The sequence below is a fragment of the Sinorhizobium mexicanum genome, assembly GCF_013488225.1.
In the GTDB taxonomy this organism is placed as follows: domain Bacteria; phylum Pseudomonadota; class Alphaproteobacteria; order Rhizobiales; family Rhizobiaceae; genus Sinorhizobium; species Sinorhizobium mexicanum.
In genome coordinates this window covers 4,014,460-4,026,877 of record NZ_CP041238.1, presented here as the reverse complement: position 1 = coordinate 4,026,877, position 12,418 = coordinate 4,014,460, and the positions used below count along the sequence as shown (strand labels likewise).

11 protein-coding genes are annotated in these 12,418 nt (G+C 62.5%); 8 read left to right on the top strand and 3 right to left on the bottom strand.

The features are described from left to right. Positions 1 to 27: 27 nt before the first annotated feature. A complete protein-coding gene (gene fsa / locus FKV68_RS18900; RefSeq protein ID WP_180939298.1) occupies positions 28 to 681 on the bottom strand; it encodes a fructose-6-phosphate aldolase in 654 nt (217 codons plus the stop codon). Positions 682 to 861: 180 nt separating this feature from the next. Between fsa and FKV68_RS18895 the strand changes: the two genes are divergently transcribed. The 7 genes from FKV68_RS18895 to FKV68_RS18865 all read left to right on the top strand — a co-directional run bounded on the left by FKV68_RS18895 (position 862) and on the right by FKV68_RS18865 (position 9,013). Next, positions 862 to 3,066, top strand: a complete 2,205-nt coding sequence (locus FKV68_RS18895) for a primosomal protein N' (RefSeq protein WP_180939297.1) — start codon at positions 862 to 864, stop codon at positions 3,064 to 3,066. A gap of 241 nt (positions 3,067 to 3,307) precedes the next feature. Next, positions 3,308 to 3,694 carry an AGROH133_08824 family phage infection protein gene (locus tag FKV68_RS18890; RefSeq protein ID WP_180939296.1) on the top strand — a complete coding sequence of 129 codons (387 nt, stop codon included), beginning with the start codon at positions 3,308 to 3,310 and terminating at the stop codon, positions 3,692 to 3,694. 249 nt (positions 3,695 to 3,943) lie between these two features. Next, on the top strand, positions 3,944 to 4,510 hold the full coding sequence (locus tag FKV68_RS18885; RefSeq protein WP_180939295.1) for a F0F1 ATP synthase subunit delta: 567 nt from the start codon (positions 3,944 to 3,946) through the stop codon (positions 4,508 to 4,510). Beyond that, positions 4,510 to 6,039: a F0F1 ATP synthase subunit alpha gene (gene atpA / locus FKV68_RS18880; RefSeq protein WP_180939294.1), complete on the top strand. Its 1,530-nt coding sequence runs from the start codon at positions 4,510 to 4,512 to the stop codon at positions 6,037 to 6,039. Before FKV68_RS18885 ends, atpA begins: the two co-directional genes overlap by 1 nt. A 27-nt stretch (positions 6,040 to 6,066) precedes the next feature. Continuing rightward, positions 6,067 to 6,948 (top strand): F0F1 ATP synthase subunit gamma, encoded by an 882-nt coding sequence (locus tag FKV68_RS18875; protein WP_180939293.1) that lies wholly within the window; start codon positions 6,067 to 6,069, stop codon positions 6,946 to 6,948. Between the two features lie 23 nt (positions 6,949 to 6,971). Continuing rightward, positions 6,972 to 8,486: a F0F1 ATP synthase subunit beta gene (gene atpD / locus FKV68_RS18870; protein WP_180939292.1), complete on the top strand. Its 1,515-nt coding sequence runs from the start codon at positions 6,972 to 6,974 to the stop codon at positions 8,484 to 8,486. Positions 8,487 to 8,608: 122 nt separating this feature from the next. After that, positions 8,609 to 9,013 (top strand): F0F1 ATP synthase subunit epsilon, encoded by a 405-nt coding sequence (locus tag FKV68_RS18865; protein WP_180939291.1) that lies wholly within the window; start codon positions 8,609 to 8,611, stop codon positions 9,011 to 9,013. An 803-nt stretch (positions 9,014 to 9,816) separates the two neighbouring features. On the opposite strand, the gene FKV68_RS18860 is transcribed toward FKV68_RS18865, so the two are convergent. After that, on the bottom strand, positions 9,817 to 10,920 hold the full coding sequence (locus FKV68_RS18860; protein WP_180939290.1) for a saccharopine dehydrogenase family protein: 1,104 nt from the start codon (positions 10,918 to 10,920) through the stop codon (positions 9,817 to 9,819). A gap of 123 nt (positions 10,921 to 11,043) precedes the next feature. Between FKV68_RS18860 and FKV68_RS18855 the strand changes: the two genes are divergently transcribed. Next, positions 11,044 to 11,475, top strand: a complete 432-nt coding sequence (locus FKV68_RS18855) for an Lrp/AsnC family transcriptional regulator (RefSeq protein WP_180939289.1) — start codon at positions 11,044 to 11,046, stop codon at positions 11,473 to 11,475. A gap of 11 nt (positions 11,476 to 11,486) precedes the next feature. On the opposite strand, the gene FKV68_RS18850 is transcribed toward FKV68_RS18855, so the two are convergent. Beyond that, on the bottom strand, positions 11,487 to 12,374 hold the full coding sequence (locus tag FKV68_RS18850; protein ID WP_180939288.1) for a DUF6030 family protein: 888 nt from the start codon (positions 12,372 to 12,374) through the stop codon (positions 11,487 to 11,489). Between the last annotated feature and the right edge of the window lie 44 nt (positions 12,375 to 12,418).

Here is a 12,418-nt window from a genome sequence, read left to right as displayed (position 1 = left end):
AAATTCTGCGCGCTGGAATGCGACCGATCAGCCGATCTTCTGGCCGGTCTTTGCCCAGTCGGCCAGGAACATTTCCAGGCCCTTGTCCGTCAGCGGGTGCTTGACGAGCGCCTTCAGCGTTGCCGGCGGCGCCGTAACGACGTCGGCGCCGATAAGGGCGGCTTCCTTGACGTGGTTGACCGTGCGAATCGAGGCGGCGAGGATTTCCGTCTCGTAGCCGTAGTTGTCGAAGATGTGGCGGATTTCACGAATGAGATCCATGCCGTCGAAGGCGATGTCGTCGAGGCGGCCGATAAAGGGCGAGACGAAGGTCGCGCCGGCCTTGGCGGCAAGCAGGGCCTGGTTGGCCGAGAAGCAAAGCGTCACATTCGTCTGGTGACCGTCCGAGGTGAGCGCCTTGCAGGCCTTGAGACCGTCAAGCGTCAGCGGCACCTTGATGCAGATGTTGTCCGCGATCTTCGAAAGCGCGGCCGCCTCCTTCATCATCTCGCTGTATTCGGTTGCCGTCACTTCGGCGGATACCGGTCCGTCGACGATCGAGCAGATTTCCTTGGTGACTTCGACGATGTCGCGGCCCGATTTCAGGATGAGCGAGGGGTTGGTGGTGACGCCGTCGAGCAGGCCGAGGTCGTTCAGCTCCCGGATTTCCTTCACATCGGCGGTATCAACGAAAAATTTCATGGAGGTCTCTCCTTGGGGCATGATTGCCGTTCGGGCGCATATCTGCCGGGCGGAAAATCCGCGGGCAGAAACCGCGCGCGTTGAAACTCTGATGGAACCGTGACAAACCCTGCTATCCACAAGGCAGCGGTTCGCTGCGCAGTTTTCTTTAACTGAAAGCGGTGGCAAGGTCACGGCAAAATGACTCTTGATTCAACCGATTTATTCGGGGCCGTATCCGAGCGCCGCATCGTGCCCGTCCTGGTGCCGATGCCGGCGCCGAAGGCCTATTCCTATGTGGTGCCGCATGGCATGGCGGTCGAGCCGGGATCGATCGTGCAGGTGCCGCTAGGCCCGCGCTTGGTCGTGGGCGTCGTCTGGGACGGCGCCGATGATGGTACGGTCGATCCGAAGAAACTGAAGCAGATCGCAAAGGTCTTCGACTGCCCGCCGCTCGCGGGCGACATGCGGGCCTTTCTCGATTGGGTGGCGGCCTATACGGTGACGCCGCCGGGGCTTGTCGCGCGCATGGCGTTGCGGGCGCCGACGGCCTTCGATCCGGAACCGATGGTGGAAGCATTGCGCCTGACGGATCAGCGGCCGGAGCGGATCACGTCGGCGCGCGAAAGGGTCATCGCGGCGGCAAGCGACGGCTTTTCCTGGACGCGCTCCGGCCTCGCGCACGCGGCGGGCGTTTCGTCGAGCGTCGTCGACGGCCTCACTGCGCAGGGCGTATTCGAGACCGTTTTCATGCCGCCGCCGCCCGTTGTCGCCCCGCCCGATCCGGATTTCGCCGCTCCCCGGCTGGAGGGCGCGCAGAAGGCTGCCGCAGCCGATCTGCTGGCGGCAGTGGAAGAGGGAACGTTCTCCGTTTCCCTGATTGACGGCATTACCGGATCCGGCAAGACCGAGGTCTATTTCGAGGCGATCGCCGCGACCCTGAGGGCCGGCAAGCAGGTGCTGATCCTGCTGCCGGAAATCGCGCTCACCGCAAGCTTCCTCGAACGTTTCCAGGATCGCTTCGGTGCGAAGCCGGCGGAATGGCATTCCGATCTCGCGCCGCGAACGCGCGAGAAGGTGTGGCGACAGGTGACGACCGGACAGGTGCGCGTCGTCGCCGGGGCCCGTTCAGCGCTGTTCCTGCCCTTCGAGGATCTTGGCCTCATCATCGTCGACGAGGAACACGATCCCGCCTACAAGCAGGAGGACCGCGTCTTCTACAACGCCCGCGACATGGCGGTCGTGCGCGGCAGGATCAGCGGCTTTCCGGTCGTCTTGGTATCGGCAACGCCCTCCGTCGAAAGCCGGGTGAACGGCGAAGTGGGCCGTTACCGGCCGATCCACCTGCCAACGCGCTTTGGCGATGCGGCGCTTCCGCATCTCGGCGTGGTCGACATGCGCCGCCATCCACCCGAGCGCGGCGGCTTTCTCTCGCCGGTGCTCCTCAACCAGGTCGGCAAGGCGATCGGCCGTGGCGAACAGGCGCTGTTGTTTTTGAATCGACGCGGCTACGCGCCCTTGACGCTCTGCCGCGTCTGCGGCCACCGCTTCCAGTGCCCGGACTGCTCGAGCTGGCTCGTCGAGCACCGCTTCCGCGGTCAGATCCAGTGCCATCATTGCGGCTACTCCGAGCGGACGCCGGAAGCCTGCCCCGAATGCGGCACGCTCGACCACCTGGTCGCCTGCGGCCCCGGCGTGGAGCGCATCGCCGAGGAGGTCGAGCGGCACTTCCCCGAAGCGCGCACGATCGTGCTCTCCTCCGACCTGATGGGCGTCAAACGCCTGCGGCTGGAACTCGAGGCGATCGCACGCGGCGAGGCGGACATCGTCATCGGCACCCAGCTCGTCGCCAAGGGCCACAACTTCCCGATGATGACGCTGGTCGGCATCGTCGACGCCGATCTCGGCCTCGCCAACGGCGATCCGCGCGCGGCGGAGCGGACGTTTCAGCTGCTCTCGCAGGTGACGGGGCGCGCCGGGCGGACGGGCCTGAAGAGCCTTGGCCTGCTACAGACCTACCAGCCGCAGCATCCGGTGATGCAGGCGATCGTCTCGGGCGATTCGGACGCCTTCTACGAGCGTGAGATCAACGAGCGGGAACGCGCCGCACTGCCGCCCTTCGGCCGGCTGGCCTCGATCATCATCTCCGCCGAGAGTCGGAACGACGCCGAGAGCCATGCGCGCGGTCTGCGCATGGCTGCCCCGCGCGTCGACGGCATCTCGATCCTCGGTCCGGCCGAGGCGCCACTCGCGCTCATCCGCGGGCGCCACCGCTTCCGTCTGCTCGTCCATGGGCGGCGCAACAGCGACATGCAGGCCTTCGTCAAGGCGATGATTGCCGGCGGGCCCAAGGAAAGGGGATCGATCAGCGTGCAACTCGACATCGATCCGCAGAGTTTTCTCTAGATCACGATGATTTTGGGTCGATTCGACCCAAAATCATAAACGTGATCGATCCTAATAAGTTAGAGCGGGATGCGGGCGGAAAACCGCACACGCTTTTCCTCATCCCGCTCTAATCGATGGTTCGAACGCGACGGAGCGGATTCACATCGGCGCCGACATGCGCTAGACCACCCCGGTGCCGCGTCTGCGAGGAATCGCCCGAGCGCGACGCCAACGAAATGATTCCATCAGCGGGGACGGCATGGAGTTCTACATTCCGACGGAAACCGGGGAGTTCCTGGCATTTTGCGCGGCGGCGGTCGCAGCGCTCATCGGCCTTGTCATGCTCTTTGCACCGCGTCTTGCCTTTCGCGCGGCTGGCATCGGCGTCGCCGAAGGGCGCCGCGGCGGGCTTGCCGAAGCCCGCTCCACCATGGGCGGCATGCATGTCGGTCTCGGTCTCGGCGCCATCCTGCTCGCCCAGCCGATGGTCTATCTCGCCGTCGGCGCCGCCTTTGCGCTCGCGGCCTTCGGCCGCATCCTGTCGATGATGAGCGACAATGGGGGGACCCTTTTCAATTGGATCGCCCTTGCTATTCAGGCGGTGCTTGCGATCCTCCCGCTTGCTTACGTTTTCGGGCTAATCTGACGAGCGCAAACACGATTCAGCGTTTCATTCGGGGATTTACGGCAAAATTCGGCCGATGTGGGTCGACTTATGCCGCATTCCTGCCGTTGGCGTGTTGCGAGTCCAAACATCCTATGCTAGACGAACCGCGAATTGCGGGGGAAGTGGGTCGAAGGGCCTCGATATCCTGCGAGTTATTGCAGCAAATTCAAGATGTTAAGTCAACGGTTCGCCGCAGCTGACGTTCTTGGATGATTTAGAGAGAAGCGTGTGCCCGTGGCAGACACATCCCAGCTTATTTCCGGTGTTGCAGAAAGATACGCGTCCTCGCTCTTCGAGCTCGCTCTTGAGGCCGGTTCGCTCGATGCGGTCGGTACCGATCTTAACCGCGTCCAGTCGCTGATCGACGGTAGTGATGATCTGAAGCGCCTGATCGGAAGCCCGGTGTTTTCCGCCGAGGATCAGTTCAAGGCCATTTCCGCGGTCGCAGAAAAAGCTGGAATCTCCGGCCTGGTCGGCAACTTCCTCAAGGTCGTTGCCCGCAACCGCCGTCTCTTCGCGCTGCCGGGCATCATCCAGGCGTTCCGCCTGATTGCCGCGCGCCATCGCGGCGAAATTTCCGCCGACGTCACGTCGGCCCATGCGCTGACCCCGGCGCAGGAAACTGAATTGAAGGCGACGCTCAAGGGCGTCACCGGCAAAGACGTGGCGGTCAACGTCACTGTCGACCCGTCTATTCTTGGAGGTCTGATCGTCAAGGTCGGGTCCCGCCAGATTGACACCTCCCTTCGCACCAAACTCTCTACCCTTAAGCTTGCACTGAAAGAGGTCGGCTGATGGATATCCGCGCCGCGGAAATTTCCGCAATTCTCAAAGATCAGATCAAAAATTTCGGCCAGGAAGCAGAAGTCTCCGAAGTTGGCCAGGTGCTTTCCGTCGGTGACGGTATCGCCCGCGTCTACGGCCTGGACAACGTACAGGCAGGCGAGATGGTCGAATTCCCGGGTGGAATTCGCGGCATGGCGCTGAACCTCGAAGCCGACAACGTCGGTGTGGTTATTTTCGGTTCCGACCGTGACATCAAGGAAGGCGACACCGTCAAGCGGACTGGCGCCATTGTGGACGTCCCGGTTGGTCCGGAACTGCTCGGCCGCGTCGTCGACGCGCTCGGCAACCCGATCGACGGCAAAGGCCCGATCAATGCCAAGCAGCGCGCCCGCGTCGACGTCAAGGCTCCCGGCATCATCCCGCGCAAGTCGGTTCATGAGCCGATGTCGACCGGCCTCAAGGCGATCGACGCCCTCATCCCGGTCGGCCGCGGCCAGCGCGAGCTCGTCATCGGCGACCGCCAGACCGGCAAGACCGCGATCATTCTCGACACCTTCCTGAACCAGAAGCCGATCCACGACAACGGCCCGGAACAGGACAAGCTCTACTGCGTCTACGTCGCCATCGGCCAGAAGCGCTCGACCGTCGCTCAGTTTGTGAAGGTTCTCGAAGAGCGCGGCGCCCTGCAGTACTCGATCATTGTTGCTGCTACCGCTTCCGATCCGGCTCCGATGCAGTATCTTGCTCCGTTCGCCGGCTGCGCGATGGGCGAATACTTCCGCGACAACGGCAAGCACGCGCTGATCGGCTACGACGACCTTTCCAAGCAGGCCGTCGCATACCGTCAGATGTCGCTGCTCCTGCGCCGTCCGCCGGGCCGCGAAGCCTATCCGGGCGACGTTTTCTACCTGCATTCCCGCCTGCTGGAACGTGCTGCAAAGCTCAACGACGACAAGGGCGCCGGCTCGCTGACGGCTCTGCCGGTCATCGAAACGCAGGGCAACGACGTGTCTGCGTTCATTCCGACGAACGTGATTTCGATCACCGACGGCCAGATCTTCCTTGAAACCGACCTGTTCTACCAGGGCATCCGTCCGGCCGTTAACGTCGGTCTGTCGGTTTCGCGCGTCGGCTCCTCGGCGCAGATCAAGGCGATGAAGCAGGTCGCAGGCTCGATCAAGGGCGAACTCGCGCAGTACCGCGAAATGGCGGCCTTCGCACAGTTCGGCTCGGACCTCGATGCCGCAACGCAGCGCCTCCTGAACCGCGGTGCCCGCCTGACCGAACTCCTGAAGCAGCCGCAGTTCTCGCCGCTGAAGACGGAAGAGCAGGTCGCGGTGATCTTCGCAGGCGTCAACGGCTACCTCGACAAGCTGCCGGTCAACCAGGTCGGCAAGTTCGAGCAGGGCCTGCTCTCCTACCTGCGCTCGGAAGGCAAGGACGTGCTGGAAACGATCCGCACGGAAAAGGCGATTTCCGACGACACCAAGGGCAAGCTGAAGGCTGCAATCGACACCTTCGCCAAGTCTTTCGCCTGAGCGGGTTTCATTTAGGACGGACAACGGATGCCTTCACTTAAGGATCTGAAAAACCGGATCGCCTCCGTCAAGGCGACGCAGAAGATCACCAAGGCGATGAAGATGGTCGCCGCGGCGAAGCTTCGGCGTGCGCAGGAGGCGGCCGAGGCCGCCCGGCCTTACTCGCAGCGCATGGCTGCCGTTCTCGCCAACATCGCCCAGGCGGTCGGCGCGGACGAAAGCGTACCGCAGCTGATGACGGGAACCGGCAGGGACGACACGCACCTCCTGATCGTCTGTACGGCGGAACGCGGCCTCTGCGGCGGCTTCAACTCACAGATCGCGCGCTTTGCCCGCGATCATGTGCGCAAGCTGCTCGCTGCCGGCAAGACCGTGAAGATCATCTGCGTCGGCAAGAAGGGTTTCGATATCCTGCGGCGTGAATTCGCGTCGCTGATCATCGACCGCATCGACCTGCGTGAAGTCAAGAAGATCGGTTTCGAAAACGCCGATCAGATCGGGCACAAGGTCATCGCGCTCTTCGAGAAGGGCGAGTTCGATGTCTGCACGCTGTTCTACTCCGAGTTCAAGTCTGTCATTTCGCAGGTTCCGACCGCGCAGCAGCTCATCCCGGCCTCGGCTGGCGATGTTTCCGCCGCGAGCTCGGACGCTTCGGCGATCTACGAGTACGAGCCGGACGCAGCCGCCATCCTGACCGATCTCATCCCGCGCAATATCTCGGTGCAAATCTTCCGGGCTCTGCTCGAGAACGTTGCCGGCGAAATGGGTGCCAAGATGAGCGCCATGGACAATGCGACGCGCAACGCCGGTGAGATGATCAACAAGCTGACGCTCAACTACAACCGTCAGCGGCAGGCGCAGATCACCAAGGAACTCATTGAAATCATCTCTGGCGCGGAAGCGCTCTAAGGTTACGAAAGAGGGTAAGAATTATGGCTAAGGCAGCTACCCCGAAAGAAACCGCAGCGGCGAAGAAGCCCGCTGCACCGCGTAAGGCAGCTTCCGCCAAGACAGTCGTTACGGCTACCGGCGCTGTCGGTCGCGTCACGCAGGTTATCGGCGCCGTTGTCGACGTCGCTTTCGAGGAAGGTCAACTCCCGCAGATCCTGAACGCGCTGGAAACCGACAACAAGGGCAACCGCCTCGTTCTCGAAGTCGCGCAGCATCTCGGCGAAAACTCGGTCCGCACGATCGCCATGGACTCGACCGAAGGTGTGGTTCGCGGCCAGTCGGTCACCGACACGGGCGGCCCTATCTCGGTTCCGGTCGGCAAGGAAACCCTCGGCCGCATCATGAACGTTATCGGCGAGCCGGTCGATGAAGCCGGTCCGCTGAAGACCTCCGCACGCCGCGCGATCCACCAGGATGCGCCGGCCTATGTCGAGCAGTCGACGGAAGCACAGATCCTCGTCACCGGCATCAAGGTCGTCGACCTGCTCGCTCCCTATGCGAAGGGCGGCAAGATCGGCCTCTTCGGCGGTGCAGGCGTCGGCAAGACAGTTCTGATCATGGAACTGATCAACAACGTCGCCAAGGCGCATGGTGGTTACTCGGTCTTCGCAGGCGTCGGCGAACGCACCCGCGAAGGCAACGACCTCTATCACGAAATGATCGAATCGGGCGTGAACAAGCACGGCGGCGGTGAAGGTTCCAAGGCCGCTCTCGTTTACGGTCAGATGAACGAACCGCCGGGCGCACGCGCTCGCGTGGCGCTCACCGGCCTGACGGTCGCCGAACAGTTCCGTGACGAAGGCCAGGACGTTCTCTTCTTCGTCGACAACATCTTCCGCTTCACCCAGGCGGGTTCGGAAGTGTCGGCTCTGCTCGGCCGTATTCCTTCGGCCGTGGGCTATCAGCCGACGCTCGCGACCGACATGGGCGCGATGCAGGAACGCATCACCACGACGACCAAGGGTTCGATCACCTCGGTTCAGGCCATCTACGTTCCGGCCGACGACTTGACCGACCCGGCGCCGGCAACCTCGTTCGCCCACCTCGATGCAACCACCGTTCTGTCGCGCTCGATCGCGGAAAAGGGCATCTACCCGGCCGTCGACCCGCTTGACTCGACCTCGCGCATGCTCGACCCGATGATCGTCGGCGAAGAGCACTACGAAGTGTCGCGCAAGGTGCAGTCGACCCTGCAGCGCTACAAGGCGCTTCAGGACATCATCGCCATCCTCGGCATGGACGAGCTGTCCGAAGAGGACAAGCTGGCGGTTGCCCGCGCCCGCAAGATCGAGCGCTTCCTGTCGCAGCCGTTCTTCGTTGCCGAAGTCTTCACCGGTTCGCCGGGCAAGCTGGTTGCGCTCGAAGACACGATCAAGGGCTTCAAGGGCCTCGTCAACGGCGAATACGACCACCTGCCGGAAGCTGCCTTCTACATGGTCGGCTCCATCGACGAAGCGATCGAGAAGGCCAAGAAGCTGGCTGCCGAAGCCGCTTAATCAGCATCGTGAACCGTGGCGGGAATATTTCACGCCACGGTTTTCATTCTGCCGCGACGAGCGGCGGAGAACATGCCACAGCCGCTGCCAACGGGCGGCGCGCGCACCAGAAGTGAATGGTCATGGCCGACAGTTTCAATTTTGAGCTTGTTTCCCCCGAGCGCCTGCTGCTTTCGGAAAAGGTGACGGAAGTCGTCATTCCGGCAACCGAGGGCGAGATGACCGTGATGGCCTATCACGCACCGACGATGACGACCGTCAAGCCGGGCGTGGTTACCGTGAAGACGGCTGACGGCAAGACCGAGCGTTTTGCGGTCTTCGGCGGTTTCGCTGATATTCTGCCGACCGGTTGCACGCTGCTTGCCGAGTCCGCCGTCCACGTCGACGAACTCGACCGTACGGTGCTGGAAAACCGCATCGACGCCGTTCGCGCCGAACTGGAGGGTGCGGCCGACGAGAAGAAGACTCGTCTCGAGCAATTCATCGCCGAACTGACGAAGCTCGGGGAGATCGTCATCCCGGCCTGAAAGGGACATCCCGATAAGGGATGATGCCTATCGAACCCCGCCTCGAGCGGGGTTTTTCATGTCCGAAAGTCACCGCTGTGCCGCGCGGCGATGTCCGCGAAAACAATCTCGGTAGCGACGCTGCGATTTCGCGGACATCGGCCAGGTGGGAAGGCATTGCTTCGCGCCATTTCTACCTGCAGCAAGGCTAAACATTGTCGAAGAGAGGGAGCAGGGAGCCGCGCCTTACCGATCTCCACCCTTGTGGGGGAGATGCCCCGGTAGGGCAGAGGGGTGCCAACCGGCTTGGACATATGCGCGGCGGTGCGCGCAACGATTCAGTCAGAACGGCTTTCGCTGAACCATCGCACCGAGTGTCTCGTCGGGCGCGATAGGATCCTGGTGGTCTTTGGCTTCCTGCTGCAGGTTTCCTTAAATCGTAGCCGATCTAAGGACAAGAACGTGCAGCAATTCAAGATGCTACAGCGTCCTTTACGCGGCCGATAAGATGCGCGGCGCTGTAGGTCGGTTGCAGCAGTGTCTCCCGAGGAATTGCCTACAAGAAGGGCTCATCCCCTCTGGCCTGCCGGCCATCTCCCCCACAAGGGTGGAGATCGAGTCGCGGCTAGGTTGTCACTCCAACGGAAGGTTTGCTCGTATGAAGCGGCCCGATGATGAGCAGGGCGTGCCTCACGCACTCTCCGTCTTGTGGGAAATGCCGCAGGCCAGAGGGTTACTCGGGAGACCGCATCAAAAGAAAAATGCCCGGACACGGTCCGGGCATTTGTCGCTTCATCCTGAAGCAGGCTAGAGCCGCGCTTACGTCAGCTCGCCGCACGCTCCGTCTCGTGCTTCTGCGCGTAGTAATGGCCGAAGCGGTTGGCGAGGAAGGTGTCGAGCGCGATGTCTTCCTGGCGAACGAAGCCCTTCGTCGCGATCTTGCCGTCGGCGAGCATATCGAGGACGGCGCAGATGCTGCCGGCCGTGGTGATCTGGATACCGCTCTGCATGCGTCCGGCGACGACACCGCTGTAGACCTTGTTGGCGTAGGTTTCCTGAACCAGGCGGCCTTCGCGGAAGCCGGAGACGGTGACGAAGATGACGACGACGTCCTGCGTGGTGGTCGGCAGGGCATTCTCCAGAATATCCTTCAGCACCTCGCGGCGATGGCGCAGGCCAAGATCGTTCAGGAGCGCCTTGAAGATGGCGGCGTGACCAGGATAGCGGATTGTCTTGTAGTTCAGCGTGCGGACCTTGCCCTTTAAAGACTCGCAAAGCGTGCCGAGGCCGCCGGAGGTGTTGAAGGCTTCGTAGGTGACGCCGTCGAGCGAGAATTCCTCACGCTCTTCCATCGCCGGGACTTCGATCAGCGAACCTTCGACGATCGCCTCGCAAGGCTCGATATATTCGTTGATGACGCCGTCCGTGCTCCAGGTCAGGTTATAGTTGAGGGCGTTGGACGGATATTGCGGCAGGGCGCCGACGCGCATGCGGACGCTTTCCAGCGTATCGAAGCGCTTCGCCAGATCGTTGGCGACGATCGAGATGAAGCCCGGCGCAAGGCCGCACTGCGGAATGAAGGCGGTCTTCGCTTCTGCCGCGATCGCCTTGACGTGGCGTGTCGATTCGACGTCCTCGGTCAGGTCGAGATAGTGGATCTCCGCCTCGGCGGCCGCTTCGGCAATGGCGACCGTCAGGTGGAACGGTGCGGCGCTCAGCACGGCGAACTTGCCGCTGAGCAGACCGACGAGGGCCTTCTTGTCGGAGATGTCGATGGTCGCGGTCGAAATGGCCTCGTGCTTTTCGACCTGCTGCAGTTGCTCGGCGCTGCGGTCGGCAACACAGACGCGATAATCGCCGGTATGCGCCAGCATGCGTGCGATGGTGGAGCCGATCTTGCCGGCGCCGATGACGACGATGTCTTTCATTCTTTTCCCCAGGGTATGAGCTGCTTCGTATTCTATTCTCTCGCGATCGCCTGTTGATTTGAAGCGTCGATGCGGCTAAATCGCCGGTCTATATTCGGCAATTCGCCAAAATGGACCGACGATATGCAGGTGACCGACAAGGATCGTGAGCTCCTCGCCATCCTGAGCGAGAATGCGCGGATGCCGACGGCGACGATCGCGCGCCGGCTCGGCCTTTCGCGCACGACGGTGCAGGCCCGGATCGAACGGCTGGAGCGCGAGGGCGTCATTGCCGGCTACGGCGTGCGGCTTTCGGAAAGCTACGAGAAGGGCCTGGTGAAGGCGCATGTGCTGATCACCATCGCGCCACGGGCGCTGAGCCGCGTTACGCCCGAGCTCGGTGCGATCCGGGAGATCCGGACGCTCCATTCGGTCAGCGGCAGTTTCGATCTCATCGCGGTCGTGGCGGCGGCCTCGATCAGCGAGCTCGACCTGTTGATCGATCGCATCGGCGAAATCGACGGGGTCGAAAAGACGCTGTCCTCGATCATTCTCTCGACCCGCATCGATCGCTGAGCGTCTCTGGTTCAGCGGACGGATTGCTTATTCGTTGATGGAGGGGCGCTGCTTTTCTCAGGCACGGCGTTTGGCGCGTTCCAGGCTGCCGGACCGCGCACGAAGGAGACAGTCGAGCCGTCACCGGGAGTGAGCCACTTGCCGCGATCGAAAAAGAGCTCGGCGATACTCTTCGGCCGCGATCGCCCCGCCTGGTTGGCGAGGAAATTGTAGCGGGGAACGTCGCCCGATTCCTGCTTGAACTGGATCCGGCTGCCGAATCGCTTGAGGTCGAATTCCTTAAGCGCCTGGATCCGCAGGGCGATGCTTTCGCTATCCGCCCAGCGCACCTGCGTCAGGAAGACCGAGGCGGCCTTGGCGGCGGCGCTCGTGACGGCTTGCGTGTCTTCGGGCCGTTCGATGTTGAGCTTTACGCGGAACGAGGTGATTTCGTCTTCGCCGCTGCCTTTGACGAAAATGAAGATGGACGAGGGGTTGTCTTCCCCGGGCCGGGCAAGCGGGATGAGCGACGAGCATTCCCACCGGCCGCTCTCGGCGGATTTCCACTCAAGTTCACGAAAGCCGGCGTCGCGCAAGCCTTCGCAAAGCGCGCGCGGGTCGCTGCGGATCTCGCGCAGGAACTGCTGCTCGGGCGTGTGCAGGTTTTCGAAAGTCTTGGCCGGCAACAAGATCCGGGGCGGCTCCGGTTTCTTATTGACCCCGTGTACTGGCTCGGCTTGCTTCGCCTCCTTCTTCGCCCCCTCCAGGAATGTCGCTGGCAGCCCGGCGGCCGTGAGCAGCTGTTTCAGGTTGCGCTGCTCGTTGGCAAGAAGAACGGTCGCGAGGATCGCCGTGAAAACGAGCGCCAGGGCGAGGAAGAAAAAGGCGATGCCGGAACGGCCTTTCTGCGTCTTCTCCATCGGGCGTCAGCGCCCCGTCTCGAAAAGTGCGCCAGCGACGCAAA